Raw genomic sequence first — 16,382 nt, 5'->3', positions numbered from 1 at the left:
CAGTCAAATGAAATCGAATGCGGTTAAGGCGGAAATTACGAAGACCGCCTCCTTCTTTATCAACACTCTACTTATTTCTTAAAAAAAGGGACAAGCTTTCTCAACACGAATATGATGAAAATAATAAAAACAAATAAAGGGATAAACCCAACCAAGCTAAAACTTGTAAGCATAATAAGCTCCTTTCTTCATATATCCATTTAGTCCCTGCTCCAGTTTACGTTATCCACATTTTAAAAATATAATATAGATGTAAATGATATATTAAAAACAGATTTGTATACAAAAAAATCACCATCCAAGATTACGGATGGCGATTTTCTATTATTCAAGGTTGGCATGATTTCCATACATGTTATGAGTATTCAGCCCTTTAATTTCCATGATTCGCAATATGATAGCGTCATAATACAATAAAAGAGTCTGTTCAAAAAGCGAGCCCATCGGTTGTATCGTCTGTTTATTGCCTGTCGTTTGATCTTTTGGGGAGCCGGGCAGCTGCAGTATCAGGTCAGATATTTCAGCTATCGGCGAATCTGGAGAGATCGTTACTGTTGCTACAGTGCCTCCGATATCTTTTGCCTTTTCCGCCATATGAAGCAAACTTTCTGTTTTCCCAGATCCCGTGCCCACGATAAGCAAGTCTTTTTCGGTAAATACCGGTGTTACGGTTTCCCCTGTTACAAACGCATTGATCCCCATGTGCATTAATCGCATAGCAAATGATTTCCCCATTAAACCGGAGCGGCCTGCACCGGAAACAAACACTTTTTCAGAAGACATGATAGTGGATATTAAGTCTTCTATACCTTCCGCTTGATTTTGAGACGTTGCATGATCAAGCTCTGCGATGATCGCTTTTACATAATCATAAGTCTTCATGTTTATTGGATCATCTGCTTCATTTTTGCGGCTGCCGCAGCTTTATCGTCTTGATTTGCAATACCGCCCCCGACAATAACCAAATCAGGTTTTAATTTAACGACTTCGGGCAGTGTGTCTAATTTAATTCCGCCTGCAATAGCCGTTTTAGCGTTTTTCACAACATTTTTAATCGTCATTAAGTCTTCAAATGAATTTTGGCCAATGGCTTGAAGGTCATAACCGGTATGGACACAAATATAATCGACACCAAGCTCATCCAATTCCTTAGCACGCGATTTGATGTCTTTAATCCCAATCATATCCACCAGGATTTTGTTCCCTTGCGCTTTCGCCTCTTCTACAGCGCCTTTAATAGACATATCTTCAGCAGCCCCTAAAATGGTGATGATGTCGGCTCCCGCTTCTGATGCTTTCATCACTTCATACCCCGCCGCATCCATAATTTTAAGGTCTGCCAGCACTTTCAAATTCGGGAAAGCGGCTTTCATCTCTTTCACTGCACGGAGTCCTTCATTTATCACAACCGGCGTACCGATTTCTACAATATCAATGTATTCTTCTACTTCTTTTACTACTTCGATGGCTTCCGGTATATTGACTAAATCTAATGCTAACTGTAATTCCACTTACAATCACTCCTGTTTGAATTAAGAATTCCGCGGATTATTCTTTTCATATTTTGTTACATCAAGAGTATAACAAGGGGAAAATTCCATTAATAGTACGCACTTTTTTTTTACATACTATACTTTTCCTCATATGGTATAGAAAAAGATACTGTCTCCAAAACAGTATCTTAAAGTCAACCATTCTATTCATCATCTTTTGAAAAGTTCGTTTCTATATAATTTTTACCCCATTCATACATCGCCTCTAATATAGGCATTAAACTTTCTCCTTGTTTCGTTAGGGAATATTCAACTTTTGGGGGGACAACCGGATATACTTCCCTATGTACAATATGATCCTCTTCTAATTCACGCAGCTGATTCACCAGCATTCTTTGCGTAATGCCGGGCATCAAAGCTTTTAATTCTCCGAACCTTTTCGTACCTTCTTTTCCTAAAAACCACAAAATCAGCATTTTCCACTTACCGCCGATAATGTTGAGCGTCAGCTCCTTCTCACAATTAAATGTTTTATTTTCCATTCGTGACATATGAATTCTCCCCTTATGAAATGACTAAACAATGAACATCTATCACATCATTGTAAAAGAACTTTGTTTAACTAATCAATCATCGCGTTTTTGCAGATTCCATTATTCACCATATCATCATGCGGATTTGCCCATCATGACATTGTCAATCTTCTTATCCATTCGGATGAAGGAAACATGACAAGTGTCATGTTTGAAGCATGATGTGTGCTACTACAAAGACATCTCTCTGTACCGTAAACTTAACTTAAGACCCATTTATGAGAGGATAACTTTACTATGACTGAACAAACCACCACACACAAACAAAAACAGTTAACAAAACAGGTTGCTGCATTTGCCCAGCCTGATACCAAAAACAGTCTGATTCAGCTCTTCAATACGTTTATTCCTTTCTTCGGACTGTGGTTTCTTGCCTACCTCAGCCTCGATGTCTCCTACCTCCTTACATTAGGAATAACGGTGATTGCCGCAGGGTTTTTGACGAGAATTTTCATTATTTTTCACGACTGCTGCCATCTTTCCTTTTTTAAACAAAAACGCCTTAACCACATTCTCGGCTTTTTGACAGGCGTTCTGACATTATTTCCTTATCTTCAATGGCAGCACAGCCATTCGATTCATCATGCGACAAGCAGCAACCTGGATAAACGCGGAACAGGCGATATCTGGCTGCTGACGGTAAACGAATATAAAGCCGCACCTCTACGCACAAAAATCGCATACAGACTTTACAGAAATCCGTTTATCATGTTTATTCTCGGACCGATTTATGTCTTTCTGATCACAAACCGCTTTAACAAAAAAGGTGCAAGACGGAAGGAACGTGTGAACACATACCTTACCAACCTTGCAATCGCGGCATTGGCTGCTGTTTGCTGCCTGATCTTTGGCTGGCAATCGTTCTTGCTCGTACAGGGTCCGATCTTTCTGATCTCAGGTTCGATCGGCGTTTGGCTGTTTTATGTTCAGCATACATTTGAAGATTCTTATTTTGAAGCGGATGAAAACTGGAGCTACGTTCAGGCGGCTGTGGAAGGAAGTTCATTTTATAAACTACCGAAACTGCTTCAATGGCTTACTGGCAATATCGGGTACCACCACGTTCACCATCTGAGCCCAAAGGTGCCTAACTATAAACTTGAAATCGCACATGAGCAGCACGAACCACTAAAAAACGTCCCGACCATCACTTTAAAAACAAGCCTGCAATCACTCGCGTTCCGGCTTTGGGATGAAGAAAAAAAGCAGTTTGTAACCTTTCGGGACATGAAACAAACATCTTCCCCTCTTCCGCAGGATTCAACGGAAAAACAGAAGCTGCGAAAGAACGCCTGACGATGAGGAGGTCTTCTTATATCAACAAGAAGGCTTCCTTATTTATTGTCGGATGATGCAATCCGGCTCAGGCAATGGTAAAGTTACTCTAAAGATGAAAAGCTGAAAACGAGGTTATATCATGTTCAAAAAGCATTTTGCATTTCAAAAACTTAACGGGATCTCGCCGTATATATGGACGATATTTTTCATCCTGCCCTTCTACTTTATCATGCAATCATCATCTACCCTTGTCATCGTCGTCGGCATCATTTTGACACTTTTATTTTTTGCGGTATACAGATTTGCTTTTGTTTCAAAAGGCTGGGACATTTATTTGTGGGCGTTTATATTAATCGGCATTTCAACCGCCTCGATTATGCTGTTCAGCTATATTTATTTTGCTTTTTTTATCGCGTATTTCATAGGGAACATAAAAAAACGAGCCCCTTTTCACATTTTATATTACGTTCATTTAATAAGCGCAGCCGTCGCTGCCAACTTCAGTCTCGTGTTAAAAAAAGAATTTTTTCTGACACAAATTCCTTTTGTGGTCATCACTCTCATCAGCGCGATTTTATTGCCGTTCAGTATCAGAAACCGCAAGGAGCGCGAACGCCTCGAAGAAAAACTCGAGTATGCTAATGAACGGATTGCCAATTTGGTAAAATTAGAAGAGCGGCAGCGGATTGCCCGCGACCTTCACGATACACTTGGACAAAAGCTGTCTCTGATCGGTTTAAAAAGCGACTTGGCGAGAAAATTAATTTACAAAGATCCCGATCAAGCCGCGCGTGAACTGAAAAGCGTTCAGCAAACTGCGAGAACTTCTTTAAATGAAGTCAGAAAAATTGTATCCTCCATGAAAGGCATCCGGCTCAAGGATGAAATTGTCAACATCAAACAAATTCTTGAAGCAGCCGACATTGCGTTCATCTATGAAGAAGAAAAATTGCCGGAAAATATCTCATTGCTTAATGAAAACATATTGAGCATGTGCTTAAAGGAAGCTGTCACTAATGTCGTCAAACACAGTCAGGCTAAAACCTGCCGCATTGACATCCAGCAGCTCTGGAAGGAAGTTGTCATTACAGTGACTGACGATGGAACGTTTCAAAGTGAAGAGAAGTACTTTTCAAAAGGACACGGCTTGCTTGGCATGAGAGAACGGCTTGAATTTGCAAACGGAAGCCTTCACATTGATACAAAAAACGGCACCAAGCTTACCATGTCAATTCCTAATAACTCAAAATAAACAAAAAAGGATGGCTTGCATGATTAGTATATTTATTGCGGAAGATCAACAGATGCTCTTGGGCGCTTTAGGATCACTACTGAATTTAGAAGATGATATGGAAGTCGTCGGCAAAGGCACAACCGGACAGGATGCCGTTGATTTCACAAAAAAACATCGGCCTGATGTATGCATTATGGACATTGAAATGCCGGGAAAAACGGGGCTTGAAGCTGCTGAGGAACTAAAGGATACAGGCTGCAACATTATTATCTTAACCACTTTTGCCCGCCCCGGTTACTTTCAGCGGGCCATTAAAGCAGGTGTTAAAGGCTATTTGTTAAAGGACAGCCCAAGCGAAGAGCTTGTGAGCGCCATCCGCAGCGTCATGAAAGGAAAGCGGATCTATGCGCCTGAATTGATGGAAGACATGTACAGTGAGGCCAATCCCCTCACAGATAGAGAAAAAGAAGTGCTCGAACTTGTGGCTGACGGAAAAAACACAAAAGAAATCGCCCAAGAACTCAGCATCAAAAGCGGAACCGTGCGAAATTATATCTCAATGATTCTTGAAAAGCTTGAGGTCAAAAATCGGATCGAAGCCATTACCCGTTCAAAGGAAAAAGGCTGGTTTAAATAAAAAGAGAATCTTGGCATATCTCCAAGATCCCCTCGACGAATCAGCCGCTCCCACGGCGGTCCTTTTCTACACGAACATCTTCTTCACAAGCTCGCGGTTGCGCTCTTTGAAAACCTCATTATGTGACGACACCATCGCACTCTTGTGTGCTTCGGGATCGATAAAGCGCTTGGCGCTGTTGACCGCGTTTGCCGCATCCTGAAACGCTCCGGCGATCAAGTGCAGCTTGCCTTCATAATGCACAATATCCCCTGCCGCATACAGTCCGGGCACGGAAGACTGGCAGTTGGCGGTACCTTTAATATAATAGTCATCAACCCTGGTAATATGAAGCCGGCTGTTCTCCAGCAGTGAGGTGTCGCGTTCATAGCCGTGGTTGATAACCACTTCGTCGACAGGCAGCTCCATCACCTCACCGGTTTGAGCGTTCGTGAGCTCGACCCGTTCGATCACCTCATGATCTTCCGAAGCGATCAGCTTGGTAATCTGTGTATGGAAGAAGCAGCTCACCGAGCTGTTCAGCAGCTGATCCACCTGGGCCTCATGCCCGCTGAGCGCATCTTTGCGGTAAGCGAGGTAGACCTTTTTCGCTACAGGTTCGAGCTCGTTGGCCCAATCGACAGCCGAATTGCCGCCGCCTGATACTATGACCGTTTTATCTTTAAAATGCTGCAGCGATTTGACCGTATAATTCAGATTGGACACTTCAAAGCGCTCTGCTCCTTCAATCTGAAGCTTTTGCGGATTGAGGATGCCGCCGCCCACGGCAACGATGACCGTCTTGGACAGATGCACCCCTGAGGCAGCCGTATGTAACTCAAACAACCCTTCTTCATTGCGGGCAATCGATTCAACTTTCTCATTCAGCAGCACTTCAGGATGAAATGTTAGCCCCTGCTGCACGATCTGTTCTATCAGCCTGGCTCCGGAAATCGGCGTTAGCCCCCCGACATCCCAGATCATTTTTTCAGGATATACGTGAACCTTTCCGCCCAGCATCGGCTGATATTCGATAATCTTCGTTTTCATTCCCCGCAGTCCGCTGTAAAAGGCGGAATATAAACCGGCCGGACCTCCGCCGATCACGGTCACATCAAACACTTCATTTCTGCTCATCGCTCTTCACTCCCGGTATATGTCATGAGTTTACACCCTCAATCGTAAATGATTATCATTATCATTAAGTGTACTTTGATTGCTTCGTTTTTACAATCCATTTTAATAAAAAGTTCATTCTTCGCCACTTCATTTTCGCCTCTCCCTCTTTGCGTTCGTTCTTCACGGGATGCCGCCGCTTCCCCATTCCGCAGCATGTAAGCAGTTCCTATATCTTACATTGACAAGGGTATGCTTCCTGCATAGAATGAAAATGATTATCAACTTCATTTAGGAGGAAACAAAGCATGATAAGCGGAAGGATTAGTTCGAAAATTAAAATTACTTTTGTATTAATGCTCGCCTTTTCTATTTTATTGGCCGGATGTACAACCTCAGGAAATTCAACAGAGAAAACGCATGAAAACATGGTCACAATGGCTTGGCCTAGAGATATTGGCGAGATGAATCCGCATGTGTATAATCCTTCCCAATTATTTGCCCAGTCGATGGTATATGAACCTTTGGTTACCTATGAAGCGGGAGGAAAGCTTAAACCGCATTTAGCCGAATCTTGGGATATATCAAATGACGGTAAAGTATATACGTTTCATTTGCGTAAGAATGTAAAATTTTCAGATGGAACAACGTTTAATGCAAAAATTGTGAAGAAGAATTTTGATTCCATTTTAAAACATACTGAATTACACAGCTGGTTAGGGTTTCTTTCAAAAATAGCCCAAACAGAAGTGATTGATGATCATACATTTAAATTGACATTAACTGAACCATATTACCCGACCATTCAGGAACTAGCCGTAGTACGGCCGGTCCGGTTTTTGGGAGAAGCCGGCTTCCCTAAGGACGGCGATACATCAAAGGGTGTCGCAAAACCGGTAGGTACGGGCCCGTGGGTATTGGAAGAGCATAAAGCTGATGAATATGCGGTTTTTAAACGCAATGAACATTATTGGGGTGAAAAGCCAAAAGTCGAGAAAATCAAGGTGAAAGTCATCCCGGACGCCGAAACAAGGGTGCTTGCATTTGAAAAAGGTGAGCTTGACCTCATTTACGGCGAAGGCGTTATCAGTTTGGATGCATTCAAGCAGCTGCAAGCGACAGGCCAATATGAAACAAGCCTTTCTGAACCTGTGGCGACGAGACAGCTTGTCATGAATACGAAAAAAGAACAGCTCTCTGATGAGCGCGTGCGTCAAGCCCTCCACTATGGTTTTGACAAAGAAGCCTTGGTGAAAGGCATCACCTCCGGGTTAGAAGAAAAAGCAGATCATATTTTGCCCACAGACTTCCCATACACGTCTGATATTGATGTAAAGCAAATCAACTATGATCCAGAGAAAGCAAAAGCGCTATTAGATACAGCAGGCTGGAAGCTTCCGAATGGCAAGACGGTGCGCGAGAAAGACGGAAAGCCTCTTGAATTTAGTTTAATGTATGATTCAGCGGAATCCATTCAAAAAACAATGGCCGAAACGCTGCAGGCAGAATGGGCGGCGATCGGGGTAAAGCTGAATCTTGAAGGTGTAGAATTGGCAACCCAAGTCAAACGGTTTAAAGCGAATGAGTTTGATATGAACTTCTTTAGCAACTATGGTGCGCCTTATGACCCGCACACATTTTTAAACATTGTCTCCTCCAAAGGATTCGGATTTAATGAAGCGATTTCAGCCTATCCAAACAAGGACGAGCTGATCAAGCAGATGGCAAAGGTACCTCAAACGACTGATGAAAAAGAGCGGCAGGAGCTTTACTCATCTATTTTAAAATCCCTTCAAGACCAGGGAGCCATCGTTCCTGTTTCTTATATTAAAAAGACGGCGATATATCAAAAGAATATCAGCAACTTTACGTTCCCTGCCAATCGTGACGAACATCCATTTACAGGGATTCGCATCAAGCAGCAACACTAGGAGGCTTTTATGGGCAACTATATATTGAAACGAATCATGTCTATTATTCCAGTGTTTCTTTTAGCTGCACTTCTCACAACTGGAATGATTCATCTCTCACCGGTTGACCCAGCTGAAGCATACTTAGCCGCAGCACATATCCAGCCAACCGATGAAATTTTAGCGCAAAAAAGACATGAGTTTGGCTTGGATCAGCCATTCTTCATTCAATATGTAAACTCTGTATTGAAGATATGCCAACTTGATTTTGGCATATCTTATGTTTCGAATCAGCCGGTTTGGGATGAAGTTGCACACCGAATGCCGGCGACGATCGAGCTCGCGCTTGGGAGTTTATTGATTGCGGTGCTTGTCAGTGTGCCGCTAGGCTTCTTAGCGGGAATTAAAAGAAACGGTGCAGTTGATCATATCAGCCGCTTCATTTCCTTTTTCGGAGCATCCATCCCGACTTTTTGGTTAGGGTATATGCTGGTTTTTTTCTTTTCTGTTCAGTTAGACCTTTTGCCGGTAGAGGGAATCGGGACATGGCAGCATCTTGTACTGCCGTCGATGACTTTGGCGCTTCCTTTAATCGCGATGTATACAAGGCTGCTCCGTGCAAGTGTCATCGAAAACCTGCAAGAACCGTACGTGCAATTTGCACGCATAAGAGGAATGACGAGGATGAACATTATGGCCAAACATGTATTGCGAATGGCCATTTCTCCGATGATTACGGGGCTGGGAATGAACCTTGGCAAGCTGCTCACCGGCACAATTATTGTTGAAGTCGTTTTTTCTTGGCCGGGCTTTGGCCGTTATTTTATTGAGGCCATTTTCAATCGGGACATCCCTGTCATTCAATGCTATGTGTTCTTAGCCGCCGCCTTTTTTATATTGAGCAACTTAATTGTTGACCTCATTCAAATGTATATTGACCCGCGCATTTCAAGGAAAGAAGGACAGCATCGATGATAAGTATACGCAAGATTTTCAAAGGCCCAAAAGTGATCGCAATCTGCACCATCATATTAACCGTCCTTTTTATCATCGCTGTATTGGCCCCTTGGATTGCGCCGCATCACCCTGCTGATGTCCATTTGGTCTATAAGCTGCAGCCTCCATCCTGGACGTTTCCTTTAGGAACTGATCATCTGGGAAGATGCAACTTATCCCGCCTTTTGTACGGCGCCCGGATTTCTCTTGGATTCGCGATGCTCATTTTCATTTCCTCACTCGTTATCGGCCTCATAATCGGGACGATCTCAGGGTATAAAGGCGGCTGGATTGATCAGCTGTTAATGAGATGCTGCGATGGTGTGATGGCCTTTCCGAACTTAATTTTAGTTCTTGGCCTCGTGGGCATATTCGGTCCTGGACTTCCTCAAGTCATTGTGGCCCTCATGCTTGTGCAATGGGTCTATTATGCAAGAATTTTTAGAGGAATGGTGCTTAGTCTGAAAGAGGAGAATTTTATTGCGGCGGCAAAAATCAATGGATCTTCACAATGGAAAATTATTAAACAGCATATTATCCCTAATGTCCTCCCTCCCCTCGTCGTCATCGGCACGTTGGAAATGGGCTGGGCCATTATGGATATCTCCGCCATGTCTTTTCTCGGATTAGGCGTTCAGCCCCCGGCAGCTGAGTGGGGAGCGATGATTCATGAAGGTAAATCGTATATTCGGACGAACCCCGAGTTAATGATTTATCCAGGGCTGATGATCATGGTTGTCGTTGTGACGTTCAATTTATTGGGCGAAGCCTTATCAGATCAATACGGCGTCAAACGTCGATGATAAAAAGGAATGAGGAAGTTGGGAACAGAACAATCAACTGTACTTCAAGTCAGAGATTTGCATGTGCAGGTTCACAATCAAAAAGGAAATTCAACTATCGTTCAAGGGATTAATTTTGAACTGAAGCGCGGACAGGTTCTTGGTTTAATTGGTGAGAGCGGTTGCGGAAAAACGGTAACGAGCATGTCTATTCTTCAGACGCTTGATCCAAAAACAAACAAGGTGGAAGGAAGTATTGCTTTGCGGGGCCGGGAATTGAACGGATTAGCAGAACAGGACATGCGTAAAATCCGCGGCAAAGATATAGCCTATATCATGCAGAATCCGATGAACGCTTTTACACCCGTTTTTACGATCGGCCAGCAAATGATCGAATCGATTCGCTCTCATACATCTTTTAGCAAAAAACAGGCGAAAGAGCTCGCGACCGAAGCATTGCATCATGTAAACCTCCCCCACCCTGCTAAACTTTTGCATTCTTACCCTTTTCAATTAAGCGGCGGAATGCTTCAACGGGTCATGATTGCAATTGCAGCATGCCTGGAGCCGGCCGTTCTTATTGCGGATGAACCCACAACTGCGCTCGACGTGTTTAATCAGAAGACGGTGCTGAAATATTTAGACGGCTTGCGATCTGAATTCGGCACGGCGATTTTGCTTATATCTCATGATCTGGGCGTCATTGCTGAAATGGCCGATGAAGTCGCTGTGATGCAGAATGGGAGAATTGTAGAAAATGGAGATGTGTTTCAGCTGTTTGATGAACCAAAACATGACTATACAAAGAAGCTGTTAAGTGCACGGTTGACTTTGCCAATGGATCAACTTGCCACTTGAGTCAGTATGAAGAAGACCTGCATTTGATATGGGGTGAACAAGTGAGTTTATTACAAGTGAAAGACGTCACTCATCATTATACGGCGCGCAAATTGTTCAAATGGAAAGCTCCATCGAAACAAGTCCTTTCCAATGTCAGTTTTTCAATTGAAGAAGGCGCATGTCTGGGCATGCTTGGACCAAGCGGAGCCGGGAAAAGCACATTGGGAAAAGTGTTGCTCGGTTTGGAACGGCCGCAATCAGGCCAAATCTTTTTTCAAGGTCATGATCTATATAAAGCCGAGCAATCCATCCGGCGGAAAATCCGCCGCGACCTTCAAGCTGTTTTTCAAGACTCATATTCTTCCGTCAACCCGCGAATGACGGCGGAACAAATCATAGCAGAACCGCTCGAAAACTATGAAAGGCTCACAATCGCCGAGCAAAAACGGGCCATTATCGAGCTGTTGGAAAGAGTAGGCTTAACTGAAGAGGATTTAACTAAATATCCGCATCAATTCAGCGGCGGCCAATTGCAGCGAATTAATATTGCAAGAGCAGTCTCGCTCAAGCCGAAGCTGATCGTATTGGACGAGTCTGTCAGTAACCTGGACATGGTAACCCAAACGCTTATATTGGATTTATTAAAAGAGCTCAAAAACGATTTTGGAATGTCGTATTTCTTTATAACGCATGATTTAAAAGCCGCCTATCAATTAAGTGATACACTAGGTGTTTTAGATCACGGCCAATTGACCGGGCTTTACGAGAAAGATCGGTTTTTAAAGTCAGGTCACCCGGTTGTAAAAGAAATGAAGCGTTCCATACTGGCAGAGCATCCGCGATTTCGTTCGATCGGAACAAGAGCGCTTCAGCAATAAACTTGCCGGGAACAATTCAAACCTTTTCTCTGAAATGAGCTTCTTTAATTCACGTTTGTGAAAAATAAATGAGGGCTTCCAATCATGAAGCCCTCATTTATTTTTGAAAATCTATCATTTGGCGTAATGCCCCTTTTAGAGGCTGCGGTTCCTTGTTGACCAGGCATGCATTTTCACCTAATGTCAATAGTAGGCTTAAGATATACATCCGATAACCCTAAAAAAAGTTCACATACCAACAAATGAGGTGAAAAATGGTGAATAATCGATTCCGCGTGGGAGAAGTAGCACGGCTTTTCAAGCTGCCCGCATCGACTCTGCGTTACTATGATGAAATCGGACTGTTCAAGCCAAAGTATACTGACCCTGAAACATCCTATCGATATTATGGTGTTGAACAATTTCAGGTTCTGGATACCATTATTTTTTTAAGGAAAAATGGATTTTCGTTAAAAGACATTCAGCATCAGTTAGATAAAAGGACTCCGGAAACGACGATGGATATTTTGAAGAAGAAGCTTGAGGAAGTGAGGATGGAAATTTGCCGGCTCCAACGCAGTGCGGCGAGGATCGAAAACAAAATTTCCACAATCGAAGAAGGAATAAAACTTGCCGGTCATCCTGCTTTAACATTTCAGTATTTCCCAAAACGGCCTGTTTCCTATCTGTATTTTGACAAACCTGTCGATCTGATAGAGGAAGGCGACGACATCTATTTAAAGGATAGAGAAACGCTTTCGAGCCAGTCGATCGAGAATAACGGCTTCTTCACCGGAGACATCGGAACGATCGTGGATATGGAAAGCTTGAAGCAAGAAGGACCTGTAAAATACATCGGCTTATTTGAATTGCTGCACGGCGAAAACAGCAATGAATATTTAAACGAAGGTTTGTATGCAAGCTATCCTCATATTGGCCCCTACGAGGACATGAGAAAAAGTTATCAGCTTGTTTTACGTCAGCTGAAAGAGAAAGGATATAAACTTGAAGGAATCCCCGTTGAGATTTCCGTTCTTGATGAGGCTGTCATCAAGGAGTCCGATCATTTTGTCACTTTAATCCAAATTCCGGTGACAAAGTTTTGATTGACCTTCAAGTAACTTGAAGGTTTAGAATACTCCTGTAGCTCATTATAGGAGGAATACATGATGACAGAAACACATCAGCAGCTAATGAAATTACCAGTTAATCAAGTGTTTTTTAAATATTTCATCCCTGCAACGCTTGGATTACTCTTGATGTCAGCGAATATTTTAATTGATGGCCTATTCGTTGGAAATGGGATTGGAACCGCAGCACTGGCTGGAGTGAACCTTTCCTATCCGGTCATTTCTTTGATTATGGCCATCGCTCTGTGGGTTGGGATAGGCGGAGCAACGAAGTACTCTATCAGCATCGGGGAGAATCGTCCACAAAAGGCAAGCAGCGTTTTTTCTCTGGCTCTCTTCTCTACACTAATCATCAGTGCGCTTTTAGGGGTGTTCGGGCTTTTCAATATTCAAGCCATTTCCCTATGGCTTGGCGCTAACTCCGACACCTCTTCTTACGTCATAGAGTACTTAAACGTCATGTTTTTATTCGGCTGGGTCATCGCATTAGAACAGGTCTTAAGTATTTTTGTAAGGAATGACGGCAGTCCAAAGCTTTCGATGATAGCTCTTGCAACAACATCGATTGTGAATATCATTCTGAATTTTTATACAATCATGATTTTGAACATGGGGGTAACAGGTGCTGCGATTTCAACGGTGCTTGGCGGATTCGCCGGACTGCTTGTATTATCCCTGCACTTCTTTAACCGTCAAGCGCAACTGAGAAAGCTGGCGTTTCAGTGGTCCCGGAAATCCCTTCTGCACATCTTTGCCATCGGGTTTCCAAGTTTTCTGGCGGAGGCTGGGCTCCTCATATTTGTAACAGGGTATAACCTGGCGATGTCCGGACTGGCAGGCACGGGAGGAGTCGCTGCCTTCTCGGTCATCAACTACCTTCACGGGTTTATGTTCCTGTCCTTCTTCGGCATTGAAATGGCGCTTCAGCCAATGATCAGCTATTATCATGGTGCTGAAGAAAGCGAACGAATCAAAAGCAGCATGAAGATTGGGGAGAAGACCGCTGTTATCCTGGGAATTCTTTTGCTCGTTATCGGTTGGGTGGCTGCACCGTTCCTTGTAGGTTTATTCGGAATAGAATCAACCGAAATCCAGGAGCTGGCCATCGATGGAATCCGCCTATTTTTTATCGGGTATATCTTCCTTGGCTATAACTTTGTCTATATGAGTTACTTTCAATCCATTGGCCGGGCCGGCTCATCGGCTTTGATCATCATATTGCGAAGCTTCGTGTCCCTTCTCATCCTGCTTTGGATTTTGCCTAAGTTTATTGGCGTCACGGGAGTTTGGCTATCATTGCCGCTTTCCGAGTTTTTTGTCGCCGCCCTCCTCTTTTTCATGACGAGAAAACATGTGATGAAAACAGGAAATCCCGTGTTTGGCAAGGGATGATTTTACAGCCGGGAGTTTCCTCCCGGCTTGTTTCCTATATCTAAGGACTGCATACATCAATTGAAGATTCAAACAATAATACTTGTCCCTCCTATTTGAAGGTAATGATAGAATACAGGCGCCTGCCTGTCACAGTCTTCGTACGCTGACACGTTCGGCGTAATCGGCAAGTTAAATGTCGTCCTTTGCTAGTTACAGTCCGACAATGGATAGGTAAAGTTATAACTGTCCCGCCAATAAGGCAGGATGGAATGACGACCAAGTGAGCGAAGGTGCAGAAAGTTAAAGGAGTGCTCATACGTATGATGTCTCATAATCGAATTAAATTCCCGGCAGGGTTTTGGGCGGGATTGCGTCACTTAGGAATGAACGCCTCTGACGTGCTCCGAAAAGCCCAGCTGCCGCTCACCATGATGACTGAACCAGTTGTCACCGCCGCCCAATACCTCGCGATCTGGCAGGCGTATTCCGATCTCGTTGATGATGTTTCCAAAGGAATCATCAAGCTTGCGACCGGCTTTGAGCCGGCACATTACCCTCCAGCCGTATTAGCGGCTTACCATGCTCGTGACTACCGCGACGCGCTAAAGCGAATGGCCCGCTATAAACAATTGTGCCCTCCCGAAAGCTTGCGTATCACCGAGGAAAGTGAGCACTGCACAATCGAACTGGAATGGTTGGATGATAAGCAACCCGGTCCGCCGCTCTTGATTGGCATTACACTGGCATTTCTTCTGGAACTCGGGCGCCGGGGTACAGGTCAGCCGTTGACAGCGAAGTCGGTCGAGTTTGCACACCCAATGGGCGACATGCAGGCGCTTGAAGCATACTTCGGCTGCCGTATCCGGAGCGGTGCAGATCGGAATCGGCTGACGCTGCATCGAGGAGATCTGGACCGCCCCTTTGTCTCGTATAATGCAGAGTTGCTGGAGATTCTGACTCCCGTGCTGGATCAATCGTTGAATGATCAGCAAAATAGCCTTTCAATCACTGAAGTGGTCAAGTGGATCATGAAACGCACGCTCACAGGAGGGCACCCAGACATTCAGACTGTCGCGGGCGAATTGGGAATGAGCGGCCGCACCTTGCAGCGCCGGCTTACTGATGAAGGCACTAGCTTCAAACAGCTGTTGATCCAAGTCAGACATGAGCAGGCGCGGGAGTACTTGGCAGACCCTTCGCTCGATATTAAAGAAGTGGCCTTTCTGATCGGATATGAAGATCAGAACTCGTTCTACCGGGCCTTCCGCCTCTGGGAAGGCGAGACACCTTCTAATTGGCGTAAGCAAACCCGGCTGAATGGACTTAACTAGAATAGGAGAAATGTTTGATGGATATGGGATTAAAAAACAAAACAGCTTTAGTTACAGGATCGACGAAAGGGATAGGAAAAGCCATCGCTATTGAACTTGCCAAAGAAGGTGTTCATGTCCTCATTAACGGACGAAATGAGGAAGAGGCAGAACGAACAGTCAATGAAATAAAATCAGCTTTTCCTGCCACCTCTCCCCAAAACGCCGCGGCTGACATCGTGGATATTAAGCAAAGGGAAGCTTTATTTAAAAAATACCCTCAAATCGATATTTTAATAAACAATATGGGCATTTATGAAATCATGGAATATGAGGACGTTGACGATGAAATATGGGAAAAATACTTCCGCACCAACGTTCTGGCCGCAAACAGTTTAACTAAATTTTATTTGCCGAAAATGCTGAAAAGTGATTTTGGCCGCATCATCTTGATTGCGAGTGAAGAAGCGATGATGCCTTCAGGGCAGATGCCTCAGTATTGTATGACAAAATCAATGCTATTATCATTGTCAAAAAGCTTATCTAAATTAACAATCGGAACAGAAGTGACGGTCAATACGATCATGCCGGGGCCGACGCTCTCTGAGAATGTGAAGCAAATCATTGAGGGAATGTACCCTGATGAAGGAATGACTTTTTCAGAAAAAGAGAAGAAATTCATGACCACAAACCTGCCTCAATCCGAAATACAGCGATTTATCAAACCTATTGAAATCGGCAGACTGGCGGCATTTGTATGCAGTCCTTATGCATCCGCATTTAAAGGGTCTCCGATCCGTATGGACGGGGGAATGGTGCCGACTATTTTTTAAGATCTCCTGTTCAAGATAGA

The 16,382-nt window shown here is 43.8% G+C and carries 16 protein-coding genes; 12 read left to right on the top strand and 4 right to left on the bottom strand.

Annotated features, from left to right (window positions below; translation table 11 throughout):
* Positions 1-324: 324 nt before the first annotated feature.
* The 3 genes from hxlB to M1D90_RS07550 form a co-directional block, all read right to left on the bottom strand.
* Entirely contained in the window at positions 325-882 is a 558-nt protein-coding gene (hxlB, locus tag M1D90_RS07560) for a 6-phospho-3-hexuloisomerase (RefSeq protein WP_128822657.1), read from the bottom strand.
* 2 nt (positions 883-884) lie between these two features.
* Complete coding sequence (gene hxlA / locus M1D90_RS07555) at positions 885-1,511, bottom strand: 3-hexulose-6-phosphate synthase (protein WP_003183787.1); 627 nt, start codon at positions 1,509-1,511, stop codon at positions 885-887.
* Between the two features lie 185 nt (positions 1,512-1,696).
* Positions 1,697-2,044, bottom strand: coding sequence for a winged helix-turn-helix transcriptional regulator (locus M1D90_RS07550; RefSeq protein WP_003183789.1), 348 nt, complete (start codon positions 2,042-2,044; stop codon positions 1,697-1,699).
* 279 nt (positions 2,045-2,323) lie between these two features.
* On the opposite strand from M1D90_RS07550, the gene desE reads away from it, so the two are divergent.
* From desE to desR, 3 genes are all read left to right on the top strand, one after another.
* Positions 2,324-3,382, top strand: coding sequence for a fatty acid desaturase DesE (gene desE, locus M1D90_RS07545; protein WP_021837601.1), 1,059 nt, complete (start codon positions 2,324-2,326; stop codon positions 3,380-3,382).
* A 121-nt stretch (positions 3,383-3,503) separates the two neighbouring features.
* Positions 3,504-4,616, top strand: coding sequence for a sensor histidine kinase (locus M1D90_RS07540; RefSeq protein WP_456283292.1), 1,113 nt, complete (start codon positions 3,504-3,506; stop codon positions 4,614-4,616).
* Between the two features lie 19 nt (positions 4,617-4,635).
* On the top strand, positions 4,636-5,235 hold the full coding sequence (gene desR, locus M1D90_RS07535) for a two-component system response regulator DesR (protein ID WP_020452333.1): 600 nt from the start codon (positions 4,636-4,638) through the stop codon (positions 5,233-5,235).
* Between the two features lie 66 nt (positions 5,236-5,301).
* Here the strand turns inward: desR and M1D90_RS07530 are convergent, their stop codons facing one another.
* Positions 5,302-6,351 (bottom strand): NAD(P)/FAD-dependent oxidoreductase, encoded by a 1,050-nt coding sequence (locus M1D90_RS07530; protein ID WP_020452334.1) that lies wholly within the window; start codon positions 6,349-6,351, stop codon positions 5,302-5,304.
* Between the two features lie 287 nt (positions 6,352-6,638).
* Between M1D90_RS07530 and nikA the strand changes: the two genes are divergently transcribed.
* The 9 genes from nikA to M1D90_RS07485 all read left to right on the top strand — a co-directional run bounded on the left by nikA (position 6,639) and on the right by M1D90_RS07485 (position 16,362).
* Complete coding sequence (gene nikA / locus M1D90_RS07525; protein WP_023855329.1) at positions 6,639-8,261, top strand: nickel ABC transporter substrate-binding protein; 1,623 nt, start codon at positions 6,639-6,641, stop codon at positions 8,259-8,261.
* 9 nt (positions 8,262-8,270) lie between these two features.
* Positions 8,271-9,215 carry a nickel ABC transporter permease subunit NikB gene (gene nikB / locus M1D90_RS07520; protein ID WP_020452336.1) on the top strand — a complete coding sequence of 315 codons (945 nt, stop codon included), beginning with the start codon at positions 8,271-8,273 and terminating at the stop codon, positions 9,213-9,215.
* Complete coding sequence (gene nikC / locus M1D90_RS07515) at positions 9,212-10,039, top strand: nickel ABC transporter permease subunit NikC (RefSeq protein ID WP_020452337.1); 828 nt, start codon at positions 9,212-9,214, stop codon at positions 10,037-10,039. Before nikB ends, nikC begins: the two co-directional genes overlap by 4 nt.
* 18 nt (positions 10,040-10,057) lie before the next feature.
* On the top strand, positions 10,058-10,876 hold the full coding sequence (gene nikD / locus M1D90_RS07510) for a nickel import ATP-binding protein NikD (RefSeq protein ID WP_456283290.1): 819 nt from the start codon (positions 10,058-10,060) through the stop codon (positions 10,874-10,876).
* A 41-nt stretch (positions 10,877-10,917) separates the two neighbouring features.
* A complete protein-coding gene (nikE, locus tag M1D90_RS07505) occupies positions 10,918-11,736 on the top strand; it encodes a nickel import ATP-binding protein NikE (RefSeq protein WP_456283288.1) in 819 nt (272 codons plus the stop codon).
* A 254-nt stretch (positions 11,737-11,990) separates the two neighbouring features.
* On the top strand, positions 11,991-12,821 hold the full coding sequence (locus tag M1D90_RS07500) for a MerR family transcriptional regulator (RefSeq protein WP_206761307.1): 831 nt from the start codon (positions 11,991-11,993) through the stop codon (positions 12,819-12,821).
* Positions 12,822-12,881: 60 nt separating this feature from the next.
* Positions 12,882-14,237 (top strand): MATE family efflux transporter, encoded by a 1,356-nt coding sequence (locus M1D90_RS07495; protein WP_095290919.1) that lies wholly within the window; start codon positions 12,882-12,884, stop codon positions 14,235-14,237.
* 305 nt (positions 14,238-14,542) lie between these two features.
* Positions 14,543-15,550 carry an AraC family transcriptional regulator gene (locus M1D90_RS07490; RefSeq protein ID WP_026579219.1) on the top strand — a complete coding sequence of 336 codons (1,008 nt, stop codon included), beginning with the start codon at positions 14,543-14,545 and terminating at the stop codon, positions 15,548-15,550.
* Positions 15,551-15,567: 17 nt separating this feature from the next.
* On the top strand, positions 15,568-16,362 hold the full coding sequence (locus M1D90_RS07485; RefSeq protein ID WP_035338415.1) for an SDR family NAD(P)-dependent oxidoreductase: 795 nt from the start codon (positions 15,568-15,570) through the stop codon (positions 16,360-16,362).
* The last annotated feature ends 20 nt before the right edge of the window (positions 16,363-16,382 follow it).

The sequence above is a fragment of the Bacillus sp. JZ34 genome, from assembly GCF_053903205.1.
Note: the sequence above shows the minus strand (reverse complement) of the source record. Positions and strands in the feature narration are given on the sequence as shown.

Bases quoted from the DNA above. Each gene is read 5' to 3' on its own strand.
- M1D90_RS07540 (WP_456283292.1), top strand. From the start codon at position 3,504: ATGTTCAAAAAGCATTTTGCATTTCAAAAACTTAACGGGATCTCGCCG.
- M1D90_RS07500 (WP_206761307.1), top strand. From the start codon at position 11,991: ATGGTGAATAATCGATTCCGCGTGGGAGAAGTAGCACGGCTTTTCAAG.
- nikC (WP_020452337.1), top strand. From the start codon at position 9,212: ATGATAAGTATACGCAAGATTTTCAAAGGCCCAAAAGTGATCGCAATC.
- nikA (WP_023855329.1), top strand. From the start codon at position 6,639: ATGATAAGCGGAAGGATTAGTTCGAAAATTAAAATTACTTTTGTATTA.
- M1D90_RS07530 (WP_020452334.1), bottom strand. From the start codon at position 6,351: ATGAGCAGAAATGAAGTGTTTGATGTGACCGTGATCGGCGGAGGTCCG.
- desE (WP_021837601.1), top strand. From the start codon at position 2,324: ATGACTGAACAAACCACCACACACAAACAAAAACAGTTAACAAAACAG.
- M1D90_RS07485 (WP_035338415.1), top strand. From the start codon at position 15,568: ATGGATATGGGATTAAAAAACAAAACAGCTTTAGTTACAGGATCGACG.
- hxlB (WP_128822657.1), bottom strand. From the start codon at position 882: ATGAAGACTTATGATTATGTAAAAGCGATCATCGCAGAGCTTGATCAT.
- M1D90_RS07550 (WP_003183789.1), bottom strand. From the start codon at position 2,044: ATGTCACGAATGGAAAATAAAACATTTAATTGTGAGAAGGAGCTGACG.
- M1D90_RS07495 (WP_095290919.1), top strand. From the start codon at position 12,882: ATGATGACAGAAACACATCAGCAGCTAATGAAATTACCAGTTAATCAA.
- nikB (WP_020452336.1), top strand. From the start codon at position 8,271: ATGGGCAACTATATATTGAAACGAATCATGTCTATTATTCCAGTGTTT.
- desR (WP_020452333.1), top strand. From the start codon at position 4,636: ATGATTAGTATATTTATTGCGGAAGATCAACAGATGCTCTTGGGCGCT.
- M1D90_RS07490 (WP_026579219.1), top strand. From the start codon at position 14,543: ATGTCTCATAATCGAATTAAATTCCCGGCAGGGTTTTGGGCGGGATTG.